The sequence below is a fragment of the Trinickia symbiotica genome (genome assembly GCF_003028655.1).
GTDB classification, from domain to species: Bacteria; Pseudomonadota; Gammaproteobacteria; order Burkholderiales; family Burkholderiaceae; genus Trinickia; species Trinickia symbiotica_A.
The window spans coordinates 247731-264519 of sequence record NZ_PYUC01000004.1; the positions used below are offsets into that span (position 1 = coordinate 247731).

At 64.0% G+C, this 16789-nt stretch carries 16 protein-coding genes; 1 reads left to right on the top strand and 15 read right to left on the bottom strand.

Translation table 11 applies throughout. From position 1 onward, the window contains the following. Positions 1–126: 126 nt before the first annotated feature. The 6 genes from C9I57_RS09575 to C9I57_RS09600 form a co-directional block, all read right to left on the bottom strand. Positions 127–651, bottom strand: coding sequence for a c-type cytochrome (locus C9I57_RS09575; protein WP_107150383.1), 525 nt, complete (start codon positions 649–651; stop codon positions 127–129). Continuing rightward, on the bottom strand, positions 644–1975 hold the full coding sequence (gene soxC, locus C9I57_RS09580) for a sulfite dehydrogenase (protein WP_107150384.1): 1332 nt from the start codon (positions 1973–1975) through the stop codon (positions 644–646). The genes C9I57_RS09575 and soxC overlap by 8 nt, the downstream gene beginning before the upstream one ends. A gap of 34 nt (positions 1976–2009) precedes the next feature. Beyond that, the gene (locus tag C9I57_RS09585) at positions 2010–2840 is read right to left on the bottom strand and encodes an ABC transporter permease (RefSeq protein ID WP_107150613.1); all 831 of its coding nucleotides are present in this window, start codon (positions 2838–2840) and stop codon (positions 2010–2012) included. An 86-nt stretch (positions 2841–2926) separates the two neighbouring features. Continuing rightward, on the bottom strand, positions 2927–3766 hold the full coding sequence (locus tag C9I57_RS09590; RefSeq protein WP_107150385.1) for an ABC transporter ATP-binding protein: 840 nt from the start codon (positions 3764–3766) through the stop codon (positions 2927–2929). A gap of 5 nt (positions 3767–3771) precedes the next feature. Further along, positions 3772–4833 (bottom strand): ABC transporter substrate-binding protein, encoded by a 1062-nt coding sequence (locus C9I57_RS09595; protein WP_107150386.1) that lies wholly within the window; start codon positions 4831–4833, stop codon positions 3772–3774. Between the two features lie 36 nt (positions 4834–4869). After that, complete coding sequence (locus tag C9I57_RS09600) at positions 4870–5724, bottom strand: TauD/TfdA dioxygenase family protein (protein ID WP_107150614.1); 855 nt, start codon at positions 5722–5724, stop codon at positions 4870–4872. A 374-nt stretch (positions 5725–6098) separates the two neighbouring features. Here C9I57_RS09600 and C9I57_RS09605 point away from each other — a divergent pair, with 374 nt between their 5' ends. Then, positions 6099–7685, top strand: a complete 1587-nt coding sequence (locus C9I57_RS09605; protein ID WP_107150387.1) for a methyl-accepting chemotaxis protein — start codon at positions 6099–6101, stop codon at positions 7683–7685. Here the strand turns inward: C9I57_RS09605 and C9I57_RS09610 are convergent. The 9 genes from C9I57_RS09610 to phnE all read right to left on the bottom strand — a co-directional run bounded on the left by C9I57_RS09610 (position 7669) and on the right by phnE (position 16788). Beyond that, positions 7669–8520: a helix-turn-helix transcriptional regulator gene (locus C9I57_RS09610; protein ID WP_107150388.1), complete on the bottom strand. Its 852-nt coding sequence runs from the start codon at positions 8518–8520 to the stop codon at positions 7669–7671. The two genes, C9I57_RS09605 and C9I57_RS09610, sit on opposite strands and share 17 nt — an antisense overlap. Positions 8521–8559: 39 nt before the next feature. Continuing rightward, a complete protein-coding gene (locus tag C9I57_RS09615; RefSeq protein ID WP_107150389.1) occupies positions 8560–9273 on the bottom strand; it encodes an alanyl-tRNA editing protein in 714 nt (237 codons plus the stop codon). A 39-nt stretch (positions 9274–9312) separates the two neighbouring features. Continuing rightward, a complete protein-coding gene (locus C9I57_RS09620) occupies positions 9313–10773 on the bottom strand; it encodes an efflux transporter outer membrane subunit (RefSeq protein ID WP_107150390.1) in 1461 nt (486 codons plus the stop codon). 27 nt (positions 10774–10800) lie between these two features. Further along, positions 10801–12393, bottom strand: coding sequence for a DHA2 family efflux MFS transporter permease subunit (locus tag C9I57_RS09625; RefSeq protein ID WP_107150391.1), 1593 nt, complete (start codon positions 12391–12393; stop codon positions 10801–10803). A 34-nt stretch (positions 12394–12427) separates the two neighbouring features. Next, positions 12428–13531 (bottom strand): HlyD family secretion protein, encoded by a 1104-nt coding sequence (locus C9I57_RS09630; protein WP_107150392.1) that lies wholly within the window; start codon positions 13529–13531, stop codon positions 12428–12430. A gap of 67 nt (positions 13532–13598) precedes the next feature. After that, a complete protein-coding gene (locus C9I57_RS09635) occupies positions 13599–14024 on the bottom strand; it encodes a MarR family winged helix-turn-helix transcriptional regulator (protein ID WP_107150615.1) in 426 nt (141 codons plus the stop codon). 125 nt (positions 14025–14149) lie between these two features. After that, positions 14150–15202: an NADP(H)-dependent aldo-keto reductase gene (locus C9I57_RS09640; protein ID WP_107150393.1), complete on the bottom strand. Its 1053-nt coding sequence runs from the start codon at positions 15200–15202 to the stop codon at positions 14150–14152. 83 nt (positions 15203–15285) lie between these two features. Then, the gene (locus C9I57_RS09645) at positions 15286–15942 is read right to left on the bottom strand and encodes an acetyltransferase (protein WP_107150394.1); all 657 of its coding nucleotides are present in this window, start codon (positions 15940–15942) and stop codon (positions 15286–15288) included. Positions 15943–15987: 45 nt separating this feature from the next. Next, a complete protein-coding gene (phnE, locus tag C9I57_RS09650; protein WP_258187568.1) occupies positions 15988–16788 on the bottom strand; it encodes a phosphonate ABC transporter, permease protein PhnE in 801 nt (266 codons plus the stop codon). Position 16789: the final 1 nt, after the last annotated feature.

A 16789-nucleotide genomic window follows, 5' to 3' on the forward strand; every position in this document is an offset into this window, starting at 1 on the left:
TCTCGGCAAACCAAGAAAAGCGTCTGTGCTAATTCCCTTTCTCGATATCGGCGAGGCGTAGCAGGGCATTGCTTTGCGAACGCCTAGTGGTTGTCGGGGCGCATGGCGCCGCGATAGGAAAGTGAGTTACATGGCGCCCGGCCGCGGATCAGGCACGAACCCGCCTCGGTTCGGCATGCGAACCTTGGGCAGCGACTTTGCATCTAGCGTGGCCTGCTCGGGGACGATCCCATTCAGATGGAGCAGATAGGCGCTGAGCGCATAGACTTCGTCGGTCGTGAGCGATTGCGGCGCGTTATAGGGCATCGCGCGACGGATATAGTCGAATAGCGTCGTCGCGTAAGGCCAATAGCTGCCGATGGTCTTCTGCGGCTTAAGGCTTGTCAGCGAGCCGGCGCCGCCGGCGAGCGGATCGCCGATTCCTCCTTCCCCGCTTTGGCCGTGACAGGCCGCGCATTTCGCTGCGAAAATCTGCTTGCCCGCCGCGACGGTGCCCGATCCGGCGGGTAACCGGTGACCGTCGGGGGCGATGTCGATGTCCCACCGCGCCAGGGCCGATGCCGCGATGGGCGCGCCGAGCCCGTACTCCGCTCGAGCTATCGGCACCTGAGAGGCGAGCGCGCCGATGACCAATGCAAACGCCTTACGCATTCCGCACCTCCCCGTTTGCGTCGATGCGCCAGGTTTGGATGCCGTTGTAGTGATAGTAACTGTTGAGCCCGCGAGCGGCGACGAGTGCCTCTCGCGTCGGCTGGACGTAGCCGGTTTCGTCGATGGCTCGACTTTGCAGCGCCGCGGATCCACCGTCCCAGCGCCAGTCCGCTTCGAAGCGCGTCAGCGCGCGATCGTGCACGGGACCGACGAGCCTGGCCGCAAGCCAGGTCGCGCCGCCGTCGGCCGACACCTCGACGGCACGGATCCGCCCGCGCCCGGACCAGGCAAGGCCGCTCACGGCGTAGTAACCGCGCGCGGTCAGGCGATGTCCGGCAGACGGTCGCGTGATCACCGATTTCGCGTCCATTTCGAACACGAACTGGCGAGCGCAGCCGTTCGGCAAGAGACTCGTGTATTTCGAGGTTTCCTCTCGCGTCATCTCGGGCGCGTCGATCAGCTTGAGGCGACGCAGCCATTTGACGTTCGTGTTGCCTTCGAATCCCGGCACGATGAGTCGCAACGGATAGCCGTTTTCCGGCCTGAGTCGCTCGCCGTTTTGCGCATAGACGACGAGCGCGCGTTCGGCGATCCGATCGAGCGGTAAGCTGCGCGTCATCGCCGCGCCGTCCGCGCCTTCGGCGAGCACCCATTTCGCCGAGGCGTCGAGTCCCGTCTCATCGAGCAGCGTCGAAAGCCGCACGCCGGTCCATTCGCAGCACGAAAGCAGTCCGTGCGTGAACTGCACGGGAAGACCGCTCGCCACCTGCCACTCGCTTGCCGTGTTTCCCGAGCATTCGAGGAAGTAGACATGCGACTCCGAGGGAAAGCGAAGCAGATCGTCGATCGTGAAGATGCGCGGCTCGCGGACGCGGCCGTGGACGATGAGCCGGTGCTGGTCGGGATCGATACGCGGAACGCCCGCATGATGGCGTTCGTAGACGAGCCCGTTCGGCGTGATACTGCCATGAAGATCGGCGAGCGGCGTTTGCGAGGAGCCGGAACCCGGCATCGCCGGGGGACGCGCCGCGCGCCGAATCACGTCCTGTTCGAACGGTCCCGGGAGGCCGTAGGGCGGGGACAAGAGCGGCGCACCGGGCTCGAGCGTCCAGGGAGCCGGAGCGAGCGGCGCGTCGGGGGAGCGCGGCGCGATCGGTTCCGATGCGCCGGTAGCCCAGGCGCCACGCGCAGGCAGCAACGTGGCGGCCAATCCGCTTGCAACGCCACCGGCCAGCTCGCGGATCATCCGCCGCCGGCGCGGCGACGCGGGAATCGATTCGGACTGCGAATCGATCGATTTGGACAACGACGGATCGTCTTTCATCGATGAGCTAGTAGATGTATCAGAGGGACGATGGCTAGTGCTGAACACCCCAGCGCCGCACCGTCAGGTGTTCGAGTACGTCGAAGACGAGATGCTCGACGATGAGGCCAATCAGAATCACGGCGGCAAGCCCGGCGAAGACGCGATCGGTATAGAGTTCGTTGCGATTCTGGAAGATGTACCAGCCAAGGCCGCCGCTGCCTGAACTCGTGCCGAACACGAGCTCGGCCGCGATCAGCGTGCGCCATGCGAACGCCCAGCCAACGCGCAGCCCCGCGATGATGGCCGGCAACGCCGCCGGCACGAGGATCAGCAGAACCTGACGCAGGCCTCGGAGTCCGTAGTTGCGTCCGGTCATTCGCAGCGTTGCCGGTACCGACTGGAAACCGGCATAGGTGTTGAGCGCCAGGGGCCATAGCACCGCATGCACGAGCACGAACAGCAGGCTGCCGGTACCGAGCCCGAACCAGAGCAGGGCGAGCGGCAAGAGCGCGATCGACGGCAGCGGATTGAACATCGCCGTCAACATCGTCAACAGGTCGCGACCAATGCGCGTCGATGCCGCGAGCGAGGTCAGCGCGAAGGCGAGGGCGACGCCGAGCAAATAGCCGCGCAATAGCACCGACATCGAGGCAGCGGTCCTCATGAGCAGTTCGCCGCTGACAATGCCTTGCACGAATGCGAGCAGCGTGGCGCTGCACGTCGGCAGCAGCAGATCGTTCGCCACCACGTGCGCCGCAATTTCCCAAGCGGCGAGGAGCAGCAATGCAATCAAGCTCTTTCGCAGCCAGGTATGCGAGAAGACGCGTTCCGCCAACGGCAGCGGTGTTCCACAGTCTTCACGGGAAACCGGCTCGAGCGCCATTTCGTATTCGGCCCGCACGGGCGGCACAGGCAACGTGTGCACCGACGCTCGGAGCGCACTCGTCGAATCCAAGGAGGCTCCTCGTTTCATGACCGGCGTTCTTCCTCCTCGAACAAGAGGCGATGAATGCGTGCGACTGCCTCCTGGAAATCCCGGCGGCCGACACTGTGCTGCGCGTACTGATGGCTGTTGAGCTCTGCGCGCACGCGCCCCGGATGAGGGGAGAGCAGCGCAATGCGGTTGCCGACGATCAGCGCTTCCTCGATCGAATGCGTCACGAAGAGCAGGGTGAAAGGCGCCTCGTCCGAGAGCCGCAGCAGCTCTTCCTGCATCCGCCGCCGCGTCAGCGCATCGAGCGCCGCGAACGGCTCGTCCATCAACAGCACGCGCGGCTGCATGGCCAGCGCGCGTGCGATCGCGACGCGCTGCTTCATACCGCCCGAGAGCGTGAGCGGGTACGCTTTGGCGAAGTCGGCAAGGCCGACTTTCTCGAGGAAGTGCGCGGCGCGCTCTTTCGCTTCGGCGCGCGACAGCTTTTTCGCAACGCGCAGCGGAAACGCGACGTTCTCGAGCACCGTCTTCCAAGGTGGGAGCTGGTCGAACTCCTGGAATACGACGACGCGATCGGGGCCCGGCCCGTGAATGGGCTGCGCGTCCAGCTCGATGCTGCCCGACGCGGGTGTCACGAAACCCGCGATCGCCTTCAGCAGTGTCGACTTACCGCACCCGGACGGCCCGAGCAGCACGAAGCGGTCGCGCTCGTAGACGTCGAAGCTGACTTGCTGCGTAGCGCGAACGACGCGCTCGCGGACTCGATATTCGAGCGTCAGGCCGGCGACGCGCAGCAGGCGCGCGCTTTCGAGTGGCGATCGCGCGCCGTCGTGCCACGCGCGACGCCCCGTTAGTGTCGAGGGATTCGCGGCCATGCTCCTCAACTCCCGTTGACGATGGCCGGATCGTCGAAGAAGTAGTCCTTCCATGATTTGGGCTCGTTGCGGATCGCGCCGACGCGGTGCATGAACTGTGCGAGCGCGAACGTGTTCTGCGGCACGATCGTGAATTGCACCCGAGGGTCGCGGATGATATTGAGAAGCAACGCACGGTCCGTCTTCGAATGCGTCACGCGCAGATAGATGTCCGCCGCGTCGCCGGGATGAACGGCGACGAACTTGGCCGCGTCGGAGAGCGCCGCGACGAATGCACGATACGTCTTCGGGTTCGACTCGCGGAATTTTTCCGTCGCGTAAAGCACCGTGGCCGAGCTTGGGCCGCCGAGCACGTCATAGGAACTCAGCACGATGTGCGCGGACGGATTGCCTGCGAGCTCCTGCTCCTGAAAAGGCGGATTGCCGAAATGGCCCGTGATCTCGGTGCCGCCCGCGACGATGGCGGCGGTTGCGTCGGGGTGCGGAATCGCCTGTGTGAGCTTATCGAGCCGGTCGTAAGCGCCGTCGCCCCAGCGCTTCGCCGCGGCCATCTGCAGAATTCGCGACTGGACGGAAACCGTCACCGCGGGCACCGCGATGCGGTCCTTATCGGTGAAGTCGGCGATCGAGCGCACGCGCGGCTGATTGCTCACGAGGTAGTAGGGCAGATTGCCGAGCGACGCGACGCCTTTCACGTTCTGTCTACCGTGCGTGCGATCCCATACCGTGAGGAGTGGCCCGACGCCGGCTGCCGCGATGTCAATCGCGCCTGATAGCAGCGCATCATTGATGGCTGCGCCACCGGAGAGCTGAGTCCATTCGACTTTGATGTCGAGCCCTTCTTTGCGTCCTTCCTTTTCGATGAGTTGCTGATCGCGCACGACGTTGAGGAGCAGGTAGACCACCCCATATTGGTCGGCGATGCGCAGCGTGCCTTCGGCGTGAGCACTGAGCGGAGCGCCGCACGTGGCAAGGCCGAACGCGATGGTCGCGAAGAAGGTGGTGAAGCGGGCGGTGCGGTGCCGGAGTCGCAAGCGGGCGGCACGCGTGGCGCGGAAAAACGTCATGAAGAGAAGCTCCCCGAAAAGGCGGGCAATGCGCGCTCAGAACGGCACGTCGCCTTCGATGGTCGTGCGATAGAGTTTTCGCCGCAGATGAGCGGGCGTGCCTGCCGCCAGATGCATCAGCGAGCGGTTGTCCCAGAACACGAGATCGTGCGGCTGCCACTGATGGCAATAAATGTGCTCGGCTCGCGTGCTGTGTGCGAAGAGTTCTTGCAGGAGGGCGTCGCTCTCGTCTTGCGGCAGCCCGACGATGCGAGTCGTGAAATGCTCGCTGACGAAGAGCGCGCGACGTCCCGTCTCGGGATGGGTTCGGACGACCGGATGCACGACCGGCTTGACCTGCGCCAATTGATCCTCCGATAGCTTGGGCCGCCAAGGGCTGAGGTGGCGCAGCGTCTCGTATTTGGCGAGATAGGTATGCTCGGCGAAGCGGCCTGCGACCGCCTGGCGCAGCGCCTCGGGCAGCGTTTCCCATGCGAGGTGCATGTTGGCGAAGAGCGTGTCGCCGCCTTCGGCGGGCAACTCTTGGGCGTGCAACATTGAGCCGAGACTCGGCCGCTCCTTGTACGACAGATCCGAATGCCAATAGTGGCCCGCATCGCCGAGACCGATCGGCCTGCCGTTTTCGACGATGTTCGAGACGACGAGGATCTCCGGATGCCCCTCGAGGTGGAACTGATGCAGCACGTGCACTTGCAGCGGGCCGAAGCGACGGCTGAACCCGATTTGCTGTTCCGGCGTGATTCGTTGATCGCGAAAGATGAGGACGTGATGTTCGAGATATGCCCGGCGTATGCGCGCGAAATCGTCCGCATCGAGGTCGCGGCTAAGGTCGAGGCCGATGACCTCGGCGCCGAGCGGCGCGTTGAATGGACGGATGTCGATACGGTGCATCAGCGCCGCGTCGTCAGCATGGGCGGTGGTCACGGCAGGTCCTTCCGGTGAATGGCTGCAGACGTTCGAGGGATAGAGCCGTTGACTATAGGCGGGCCGACAGGCACAAACAACGAAGCAAATCTGCAACGCTTAGCAGAGACGGTGATAAAAGCGCCCGGCTATGCGTCGAGCGGGCGGCACTGCTTTTTGCGCGGTTTGCTTACAATGGATTCAGGAAATCCTGATCCCTGCCGACTATCAAAAAACGCGCCTCGTATGCCGATATTGCGGGTGCACCTCGTTCGCTGTTCCGTGCCTCTTGTCCCGCGTGCCTATCCTCGCCGAAAGCAGGACGCCGTGTGTCCAGCCCTCTACTCGGTTCCGTTGCCAACATGCGCATCTCCGCTCTCAAAGTCCGCACACGCCTATGGTTGGGCTTCGGCATCGTATTGATCGCTCTTTTCTTCATTACTGCCATCGGGTTGATGAGGCTTGGCACGATGGATGACGAAATCACGAACGCAGTGGATTTCAATGCACCCGAAGTGAATCTTATCGCCGATGCGCAGATATACCTCGATGAGGCGAGGAGCGCAGTGCAAGATTTGATGCTTGCGGGCGACGCCGCGGGTGCGGCCGCCGAGAAGCAACGATTGGACGAAAGCCTCGCCAAGTATCAGGCGGCCGAAAAGAAGGTTGCGGAAAAGTTCAATGCGGACCCCGCCACCGACGAGAATGAGCGCGGATTCATACGGCAGCTTGCCGATGCGGAAACGGCAGGACTTCCTCTCCTGCAAAAGGTTGCGACACTAGGCCTCGCGCACGACCCCGCAACCGTTGCGGCGCTGACGAACGAACTCTCGCCTGCCATGCGCCGCTGGACGTCTTTGCTCAAGCAATTCCGTGACTATGAAGTCAAAGCACTTTCGGACAGTGCGGTGGAGGCCCATCGCGCATATCGCGCCGGACGAAACATCGTGCTAAGCCTGTCGGCGCTTGCTGTGGCGCTGTCGATCGCCATGTCAATCGCGATCGCCGGGAGCATTTGCAAACAGCTCGGCGGTGAGCCCGATTATGCGGCGGGCGTCGTAGCGCGAATCGCGCAGGGCGATTTGTCGGTGTCTATCGCCTCTGAGGGACGCGATGAACGCAGTCTGCTGCACTCGATGCAGCTGATGCGCGAGAAGCTTCAGGCCGCCGTGAGCCGGATCCGTCTGGGCACGGACAGCATTGCGACAGCTTCGAATCAGATCGCGAGCGGGAACGCCGATCTTTCGGCGAGAACGGAAGAGCAGGCGGCCTCGCTCGAAGAAACAGCGTCGAGCATGGTGCAATTGACGGAGACGGTGAGGCAGAACGCCGACAATGCGCGCCAGGCGAACGGGCTCGCGGTTCGCGCCACCGACATGGCCGGCGCCGGCAATGAGTCGATGCAGGCAATGCTCGGAACCATCGAGCGGATAAGCGGCAGCTCCAGCAAGATTTCCGATATTACGGGCGTCATCGAAGGCATAGCGTTCCAGACGAATATTCTTGCGCTGAATGCGGCCGTCGAGGCCGCGCGAGCCGGCGAGCAGGGCCGGGGCTTCGCCGTCGTGGCGGGCGAGGTCCGCAGTCTCGCGCAGCGCTCGGCCGCGGCAGCCAAGGAGATCAAGGAGCTGATCAATTCCTCGGTATCGACGATCGAGGAGGGCGCGAAGCAAGCCACCGAGGTCGGGGACGCGATCGGGCAAGTGAAGCAAGCCATTCAGCAGGTCGCGGATATCGTCGGCGAGATCGCCGCGGCCTCCGAGGAACAAAGCCGCGGCATCGAGCAAGTGAATCGTGCCGTCAATCAGATGGACGAAGTCACGCAACAGAACGCGGCGTTGGTCGAGCAGGCCGCCGCGGCGGCGCAGTCGCTTTCGGAGCAGGCGGCAGGCTTGAGAGAGGCTGTCGCCGTGTTCAAGGTCGCCGACTCCGCTATCTCGCGGGTTTGAGTGCGGCGTAGGCGCCCGGCGTGATGCCGTAAGCGCGCTTGAAGACGCGGTTCAGATGGCTCTGGTCGTAAAAGCCGACGCTCGCGGCGGCATCGGCAGCCGTGCGCCCGGCTGCAAGCAGCCGCTTCGCGGCGATCAAGCGAACCTGATTGGCGTAAGCGTGCGGCGGCAGGCCGTATTCCTTGCAGAAGGCCCGCATCAGGTGATAGCGGCTCAGGCCGACGAGCGCGGCCAGTTCGTCGATCGGAACGTCGCGGTCATAGTGCGCGTCGATGTAATCGCGCACGCGCGCCATCCTGTGCGCCTCGCGTCCTGGTTCGGCCGCAGCAGGCTTCGGTTGGCCATATCGGCCGAACAGCATTCCCATTGCCGCCCACCAGTGCGCCTGCCGCTCCATCAGGGGTGTCGGGCCGTTTTCGTCCAGGCTCGCATGCGCCTTCAGCAGCAGGCCGCACAGCTGTACGTCGTGGTAAAGGCCCGGCGGCACGAAGAGCGGCAGCTCATTGCCCGGATCGCGGCCGAATACGGTGCCGAGCGCCGCCAGTCCGCGCTCGTCGAGATAAATCGAACGGTAGTGCCAGGCTTTGTCTTCCCATACCGCGCCGCAGTGATACTCGCCGGGGCCGAACACCCATACGGTGCCGGGGCCGGCAACATCGCTGCCTGCGCGCGTGCGGCACTCGCCCGCACCGCGCTCCGTCATCACGATCACGAGCTCGTCGTGCACGTGTCGGCCGAACTCGTGCGCGCCATAGCGCGCAGTGGCGAGCGCCGCTCCTTCGAGCGCGGCGTCTCGCCAATAAGTCACTTCGGAGTCCTGAGTAACGTGTGTCATACCCGTTTCGACTTCGATGCACGCTATGAATGGGACCGCTCAGGCCAGCTCGATCCGCACGCGCCGATTGCGGCGGCCCTTGTTCTCTATCTTCGTGATGCGAATCGGGCGCGATTGCGCCGTATTGGCGAGATGTGTGCCGCCGCATGCCTGCCTGTCGAGATTGCCGATCTCGACGATACGGATTTTGCCATCCGGCGTCGGCGTGGGCGCGACCGAAAGGCTGCGAATGAGCCCCGGCGTCGCTTTCGCTTCCCGTAGGTCGATATAGTTCGCTCGGACGTCGAGACCTTGATGGATCACATCGTTGAGCGGCGCTTCGAGGGTACGCAAGAGATCGTTATCGGCATCGGGCAGATCGAAGTCCATTCGCGCACCGCCGTCGGCGTTGATTTGTGCACCGGTGACGAGGGCGCCTGCAAAACGCTGATAGACGAGCGCATTGAGAATATGCGTGGCCGTGTGGAGCTGGGCCAGCGTCGAGCGGCGTTGGGCGTCGATGGCGACATGAACCTTTCCCGAGAGCTCGAGCGGTTGATCGAGCACGTGCCAATAGAGCCCGCCTTCGTGCAAGACGTCCGTGATACGTGCCTTGCCGTGCGTGTGCGTCAGCGTGGCGGTATCGCAAACCTGTCCCCCGCCGCCAGGGTGCAGCGCCGAAATCGACAGGACGACGGCGCCGGGGCGAGCGTCGACGATCGCCGTCTCGAACTCGAGCAGATCGGGCTCGTCGTGGCAAAGGTAGTGAGGCATCGAAGCGATTCCGCAGTTGATTCGATGCACTCAGTATAGTCAGCGGACGAGGGGCGGCGTCTTGGTCAAAAGTGCTGCGCGGCTGATGTCGGCCTCAGGCGCTTGCGTGCTCCATCCGCCGCCGAGCGCGCGGTAAAGCGTGACGGCCGCGAGCGCATGGGCTCGTTTCGCCGCGTTCAGCGATTGTGCGTCGGCGAGATAGGCTTGTTGGGCGGTCAGCACATCGAGGAAATTCGCCGCGCCGCCGCGGTAGAGGCGATCCGAGAGTTGCAGCGCGTGATCGGAGGCTTGCAAGGCGTCGGCCAGGCGGGCGGCCTCGGCATCGCCGCTGACCAGATCGTTGCGTGCATCTTCGATTTGCCTCAACGCTTCGAGCATCGTCTGGTGCAATGCCAGCTCGGATTCCCGCATGCGGCTTTCATTCGCGTCGATACCGGCCTGGATTCGGCCCGCGTCGAAGATCGGGCTTGCCGCGTTGAGCGCGGCGCTGAAAAGATTGTCCGTCAATGTTGGGAGACCCAGGTACGACGAAGCCAGCAGCCCGTCCGTCAGCCTCAGGTTGAAGTGGGGATAACGCGCGGCATGCGCCTCGCCGACTTCAGCCGCGCGCTGTTCGATCGTCGCGTAGGCCTCGAGTACATCGGGCCGGCGCAATAACGCCTGTGAGGGCAGCGTCCCGGGCAGTTGCTGTGCGGGGACGGGAATTGGCGTCGGCCTGTCGAGCAGCGCGTCGACGCTTTCGGGAGGACGTCCCGCCAGAACCGCAATCAGATGCAGTTGCTGCGCGACGCGTGCCTGTGCGCGCGGAATCTGCGCCCGGATGTCTTCGAGTTGACCGCGAGCACGCTCGACGTCGAGCCGCGTCGAGAGCCCATAACGCAGGCGCTCCTCGGTCAACGCGAGCTCGCGGCCTCGGCTGCCCTCCTGATCGGACAAGATTTGCAGCTCGTTTTGTTGCCAGCGCAGATCGATGTAGGCAGCGGCCGTATCGGCTGCGAGCGCGAGACGCAGTGCATCGAGCGCTTGCCGGCTGCCGCTCACGCGAGCTTGTGCAGCGAGCACCGCGAGGCGCTGGCCGCCAAAGACATCGGGTTCCCAAGTCAACGCGAGACCGGCGCCGGCTTCTTTGACGTAGCCGAGCGGCGGCGGTGTGTTCTGCCTGACGTAGGCTGCTTGCGCAGTGGCGTCGAGCTCGGGCTTGCGCGCGGCATCGACTTGCCGCTCGAGCGCCTCGGCCTGCCGGACGCGCTCGCCGGCCGCCTGCAGATCGAGATTGCCATGCAGTGTCGAGGCTACGAGGTCGTGCATGACAGGATCGCCGAACTGCTGCCACCAGACGTCTGCATCAATGGTTTCAGTTGGCGCCGGCTCGCGCCACGCGTCGGGTGCGACTTTGCCGACCTTCGCGGCGAGATCGGCATGCTGAGCGGGCGGCACCGCGCAGCCCACAACGCCGAACGCGGCGAGGCAGATAATCGTGGCGGCGAGGATCGACTTCATAGTTTGCGGACTTGACATTGGGATAACTCAGTGCGCATCGGGAGGCGGCGCGGCATTGCCGAACGGCTTCGAGAAAGCGGCCGCGACGAGCGCGACGATGAAGCACAAGGCAAGCGCGAGAAACGTATCGGAAAACGTCAGCGTCAGCGCCTGGCGCATCAGCGTTTCGTGCAGCAGTGCAAGACCGGCCTTCGATGCGTCGATCGTCTGCCCCGTGGCGCCGAGCACGTCTGTCGCGCGTTGCATCAGTCCTTCGACGACGGGCCTGCCTATGCTTGCATGCTCCGCAAGGCGTTCATAGTGCAGGTTCAGCCGGTCATTGAGCATCGTGTTCGCGATGGCGATGCCGATGGCGCCGCCGAGATTGCGCATCAGATTGAAGAGTCCGCTTGCGGAACGCAGCCGCGGAGGCGGCAGTGAGCCGAGCGCCATCGTCACGATCGGCGGAATGCAAAACTGCTGACCGATCCCGCGCAACGCTTGCGGCAGCAGTAGTTGCTGCCAGCCCCAGTCGCTCGTGAGCGGGACGTAGAGATAACATCCCACGCCGAAGCAGACGAGTCCGAAGGCGAGGAGCATGCGCATGTCGACGAGGCGCGCAAGCAGCGAATAGGCGACGAGGCCGAGTACCTGGAAGCAGCCTACCGACAGCAGCGCCAATCCGATCTGCAGCGAATCGAAGCCGCGCACGCGCCCGAGAAAGACGGGCGTCAGAAAGACCGCGCAAAAGATGCCGGTGCCCGTGATGAACGAGAGGAGACTCCCGATGCCGAAATTGCGTAACGCAAGCGCGCGCAAATCGACGATCGGTTCCTTGGCCGTCAGCGCACGCACGATGAAAAGGAAACCGCAGATTACGGCGATCCATACGCACGCCACGATGAGGTCGTCGCCGAGCCAGTTTTTTCGTGGCCCCTCTTCGAGCACATATTCGAGGCAACCGAGAAAGCCCGACATCAAGGCGATGCCCCAGTAGTCGCCTCGTTTCGCGAGCGCAAGGTCGGGGCGGTCGAAGTCGACGAAGCGCGGAACGAAGAGCGTGACCGCGATGCCCGGCGCGAGATTCAGGTAGAAGAGCCAGTGCCATGACCACTGCGACGTAATCCAGCCGCCGATCACGGGACCGATCGTCGGCGCGAGCGTGGCCAGCGCACCGATCGTCGTCGACGCGATCAGTCGCTGGCGTGGCGGAAACAGCACGAACGCGGTCGTGAACACCGTCGGAATCATCGCCGCGCCGAGCGCGCCTTGCAGCGCGCGGAATGCGATCATCGATTCGATGTTCCAGGCGAGTCCGCAGAGAATGCTCGTCACCGTGAAGCCGAACGAGGAAAACGTAAAGACCCATCGTGTCGAGAAAACGCGCGTGAGCCATCCGGTCATCGGAATGACGATGATCTCGGCAATCAGGTAGGAAGTCTGCACCCACGAGAGTTCGTCCTGGCTCGCGGACAATCCCCCGCCGATGTCGCGCAGCGATGAGGCGACGATCTGGATGTCGAGGGTCGCCATGAAAAAGCCGACACACATCAGCGCGAATGCCAGGACCTTCGTGCGCGTAGGCAACTCGGCGGGGTTCAGCGGGGCGGCGGTGGCCGGCGCCAGCGTGACGGTGCTCATGAGCAGGCTCTTCTCTAAGATGACTCGATCAGGACTACGAAGCAGCCTTCGCGTGCGAGGCGCCGACATGAACGTCGACGTTCGCCGAGAGGCCCGGGCGCAACGACCCTTGCATCGGCGGGGGTACGGTAAGGCGGATGCGGACGGGCACGCGCTGAACGATCTTGGTGAAATTGCCGGTCGCGTTCTCGGCCGGCAACACGCTGAACGTTGCGCCCGTCGCCGGCGCGAGGCTTTCGACGACGCCGTGCAGCGTTCCGCTCGACGCATCGAGTGTCACGTCGGCCGCATCGCCAGCCCGCATCTTCTTGAGTTGATCCTCCTTGAAGTTGGCATCGACCCAGAGCCCGCTGGCCGGCACGACGGTCAAGAGCGCCGTGCCGGCGCCGGCCAGCATGCCGACGCGCGCGGTGCGGTTGCCGATGTAACCGTCGACGGGCGAGCGGATCGTCGTATATTCGACGTTGAGCGCAGCGACGCGACGAGCCGCTTCCGACGTTTCGATGCGCGATCGTGCCGCCGCGATCTGAGCGTCGAGCACTTGCATTTCGCGCTGTGCTGCAACGAGCGCCGCTTGGCCGCTCGCAACGGCGGCGCGCGCTTTGCGCTCGTCCGCATCGGCGCGCTCGGCCGCCTCGCCGGATACGGCTTCGTCCTTGACGAGTGCGCGGTAGCGCATCCGATCCTGCACGCTGCGCGTGAGCTCGGCTTGCGCGGCCTGCACGTCGGCGGCGCGCTGATCGATCGTCGCGACTTGCAGCGATTTCTTCGCCTGCCACTGCACGAGCTCGGCTCGTGCGCTATCGACGTCGGCATCGGCTTGCGCCAGACGTGCTTCGTAATCGCGCGCATCGAGCCGTATCAACACCTCGTTCTGGCGCACGTATTGGTTGTCCTGAACGAGCACTTCGGCAACAAATCCGCTGACTCTCGGCGCCATCACCGTGACATCGCCGCCAACGTAGGCATCGTCCGTCGACTCGATCAGGCGGCCGACGAAGTACCAGCGCAGGGCCGCGCCGGCCAGCGCGATCAGGACCGCGAGGATGGCAATGCGCATCCATGGAATGGGGCGCGTGCCAGGCCTCGCCAGGCCGGTGCCGCCGGCGGGAGCAGTGGAGGGAGATGTCGACGACATGGGCTTATGTGTGAATATGCACTTTACAGGTTAAAAAATCGTGCGGAGCCTTCGCTCGCAGGGTGATTCATGTCCCGGTCAGAGCGAATAGTTCACAGCGCAGCGCCTTTGCTCGCGCCCGGCCGAACTTTGTCTCGAGCTCTTCCTGGGCGGCATGCCAGCCGCGGTTCGCGCGTTCGAGCGTGCGCTGCCCGGCCTTCGTCAGACCAAATACATGCGCACGCGCATCGTGCTCGGACGGCCCGGCCTGGATCAACCCGTCGCGCTGCAGCGGCTTCAGTGCGCGCAGCAGCGTCGTTCGCTCCATCATCATTGCCTCCGCGAGCTCGAGCATCGTTTGATGCGGACGCCGCGCCAGCTTTGCCAGAATCGAGAACTGCGCGGCCGTCACGCCCGCCTCGCTCAAATGACGCTCGTACAGTTGAGTCACGTAGCGCGCGGCTCGCCTGATCGCGAGCAAGTTGCATTCGTCGTAGGAAGTCGGACCTGTCATGATGCGAATCATACCTGTGCATATGCACCTAACCAACCGCGATTGTAGCGGAACTGTTGCTCGGACGCTCGCACAATCGGCCGGTCGCTGGACCGAGCGGCGTCAGGCCGCCCGGCGTTGCCCGATTACGGCGCGGGATTCGGCTGCGCTTCGTATAGGGCATCGATATCGGCCAGCGCCTCGGCTGGCAGCTTGACATCGATGCTTGCGATGTTTTCGCGCAATTGGTCGAGCGACGTCGCGCCGATCAGCGTGCTCGTCGTGAACGGCCGCGTGTTGACGAAGGCGAGCGCGAACTGCGCCGGCGAGAGGCCATATCGTTTCGCCAATGCAACGTAAGCGCTCGTCGCCTTGATCGCTTGCGGCTTGCTGTAACGCTGAAAACGCTCGAACAAGGTGATCCGCGCACCGGCCGGACGCGCGCCGCCTTCATATTTCCCCGACAGCCAGCCGAATGCCAGCGGCGAGTATGCAAGCAGGCCGATTCTTTCGCGATGGCTGAATTCGGACAGCCCGGTCTCGAACGTGCGATTGAGGAGGCTGTAAGGATTCTGGATGCTGACGATGCGCGGCAGACCGAGCCGTTCGGCCGCCCGGAGGAATTGAGCCACGCCCCAGGGTGTCTCGTTGGAGACGCCGATGTGGCGAACCTTGCCCGCCTTCACGAACTCGGCCAACACCGAAAGCGTTTCCTCGATCGGCACGGTGTAAGCGTCGTCGATCCACGGATAGGTGGGGCGCCCGAACGTCATCGTGCTGCGGTCCGGCCAATGCAATTGGTAGAGGTCGATGTAGTCGGTCTGCAGGCGCTCGAGGCTGCCGTGCAGCGCCTCCGTGAGGTTCTTGCGGTCGAACTGATTCGCGGCGCCGCGGATATGCCGGGGATTGTGCGGCTGGCGCGCGGGCCCCGCGATCTTCGTGGCGAGCACGATCTTTCCGCGGGCCTCTTGATTGCGCGCGAGCCACGATCCTATGCAGCGCTCGGTTGAGCCTTGCGTCTCGGGGCGCGGCGGGACCGGGTACATTTCAGCGGCGTCGATGAGATTCACGCCATGATCGAGCGCATAGTCGATCTGCGCGTGCGCTTCGCTCTCGCTGTTCTGCTCGCCCCACGTCATTGTGCCGAGGCCGATCGCGCTCACGCGCACGTCCGAACCGCCGAGTCTGCGATATTCCATACGGTCGTTCACCGGTTGCAAAAACGGAAAGCTATCACGAGCGGCGGCAATCTGCAGCGAACTCCGAACAGGTCGGACGCCGCTCAAACGTCGTATTTCTCGGCAAACGCCTCAGCGCTGAGCGCGCGGAAATCGTCCAACGCGGCGTCGATACGCTCCCGCGGCCAATCCCACCAGGCGATGCGCTCGAGGCGATCGGCCGTCCGCGCGTCGACGCGCAGACGTAGCACGCGCGCGGGCACACCGACGACGATCGCGAAGGGCGGAACATCTTTCGTCACGACGGCACCCGAGCCGACCGCCGCGCCGTGGCCGATCGTGACGCCTGGCATGACGATCGAGGCATGCCCGAGCCAGACATCGTGGCCGATCACGACGCGGTCTTGCGCACGCCAGTCGAAGATGTCTTCGTCATCATCGAGCGAGAGCCCGTACGAGCGCGAACGGTAAGTGAAATGGTGAAGGGTTGCGCGCCAGGTCGGATGATTGGGCGGATTGATGCGCGCGCAAGTGGCGATATTGACGAACTTGCCGATGCTCGCGTGAGCAATCTGGTTGTCGCCCATCGCGTAGCTGTAATCGCCGAACGCGGAGTTCGCGATCTGGCTGCGGGGGCCGAAATAGGTGTACCGGCCAAAATCGCTGTTGCGCACGACGGCCGTCGGATGGATGTCGGGCGTTTCCGACAACACGCGGCCGAGCGTCCACGGATCGACGCCGCCGAATTTATCGATGTGCATGGGTTGATTTTTCGTCGATGCGTAAGCCGCAAGGCAATCCGCTGCTTACGCCACGAGGCTGCGCAAATAGGCCGAGATTCGCTCGGCACAGGTGACGAGCACGAACGTGACGATCAGCAGGAACGCGACCGTCTGATATTGGAAGAGATTCATCGCCGTTAGCAGCAGGAATCCGATTCCGCCGGCACCGACGAAGCCGAGCACGAGTGACGAGCGCAGGTTTTCGTCGAAGCGGTACAGCGCGATGCCCAATAGCGACGGCAGCACCCCCGGCACCACCGCATGCGTGAACACTTGCAGGCGGCCCGCGCCCGTCAGTGTCAACGCCTCGACGGGGCCCATATCCATGTCTTCGATCACTTCCGCGAAAAGACGGCCGAGCATACCGACCGAATGGACCGCGAGCGCCAACGCGCCAGGAAACGGCCCGAGTCCTACCGCGGTGACGAAAAGCAGCGCCCACACGAGGTCGGGAACGGACCGCGTAATCCCGATCACGGCGCGTGCTCCGAAATAGAACGGTTTTCCAGGCGTCACGTTTCTTGCGGCGAGGATCGACAGCGGAAAGGCAAGCAAGACGCCGATCACGGTTCCAAAAATCGCCAGATCGATGGTTTCCAGGACAGGCACCAACGTCGGTCCGAACTGGTCGAACGCGGGCGGCAGGGAGCGGGAGATGATGTCGGCCATCCCGCGCGCCCCGGTAACCAGATCCTGCGGGCGGGCCTGCACGACGATCCATGCCTGCACAAAGAGCGCGACGGCGACGATCATCGCAACGAAAGAGACGACGCTGCGGGCCATCGACGGGCCGCCCACTATCCGGCCTTTGTAAGGAGTGCTCATC

Excerpts from the sequence above, each read along its gene's own strand:
- C9I57_RS09575 (WP_107150383.1), bottom strand. The coding sequence starts at position 651 with ATGCGTAAGGCGTTTGCATTGGTCATCGGCGCGCTCGCCTCTCAGGTG.
- C9I57_RS09645 (WP_107150394.1), bottom strand. The coding sequence starts at position 15,942 with ATGCACATCGATAAATTCGGCGGCGTCGATCCGTGGACGCTCGGCCGC.
- phnE (WP_258187568.1), bottom strand. The coding sequence starts at position 16,788 with ATGAGCACTCCTTACAAAGGCCGGATAGTGGGCGGCCCGTCGATGGCC.
- C9I57_RS09630 (WP_107150392.1), bottom strand. The coding sequence starts at position 13,531 with ATGTCGTCGACATCTCCCTCCACTGCTCCCGCCGGCGGCACCGGCCTG.
- C9I57_RS09635 (WP_107150615.1), bottom strand. The coding sequence starts at position 14,024 with ATGACAGGTCCGACTTCCTACGACGAATGCAACTTGCTCGCGATCAGG.
- C9I57_RS09605 (WP_107150387.1), top strand. The coding sequence starts at position 6,099 with ATGCGCATCTCCGCTCTCAAAGTCCGCACACGCCTATGGTTGGGCTTC.
- C9I57_RS09625 (WP_107150391.1), bottom strand. The coding sequence starts at position 12,393 with ATGAGCACCGTCACGCTGGCGCCGGCCACCGCCGCCCCGCTGAACCCC.
- C9I57_RS09600 (WP_107150614.1), bottom strand. The coding sequence starts at position 5,724 with ATGCACCGTATCGACATCCGTCCATTCAACGCGCCGCTCGGCGCCGAG.
- C9I57_RS09640 (WP_107150393.1), bottom strand. The coding sequence starts at position 15,202 with ATGGAATATCGCAGACTCGGCGGTTCGGACGTGCGCGTGAGCGCGATC.
- C9I57_RS09590 (WP_107150385.1), bottom strand. The coding sequence starts at position 3,766 with ATGGCCGCGAATCCCTCGACACTAACGGGGCGTCGCGCGTGGCACGAC.
- soxC (WP_107150384.1), bottom strand. The coding sequence starts at position 1,975 with ATGAAAGACGATCCGTCGTTGTCCAAATCGATCGATTCGCAGTCCGAA.
- C9I57_RS09620 (WP_107150390.1), bottom strand. The coding sequence starts at position 10,773 with ATGAAGTCGATCCTCGCCGCCACGATTATCTGCCTCGCCGCGTTCGGC.
- C9I57_RS09610 (WP_107150388.1), bottom strand. The coding sequence starts at position 8,520 with ATGACACACGTTACTCAGGACTCCGAAGTGACTTATTGGCGAGACGCC.
- C9I57_RS09585 (WP_107150613.1), bottom strand. The coding sequence starts at position 2,840 with ATGGCGCTCGAGCCGGTTTCCCGTGAAGACTGTGGAACACCGCTGCCG.
- C9I57_RS09595 (WP_107150386.1), bottom strand. The coding sequence starts at position 4,833 with ATGACGTTTTTCCGCGCCACGCGTGCCGCCCGCTTGCGACTCCGGCAC.
- C9I57_RS09615 (WP_107150389.1), bottom strand. The coding sequence starts at position 9,273 with ATGCCTCACTACCTTTGCCACGACGAGCCCGATCTGCTCGAGTTCGAG.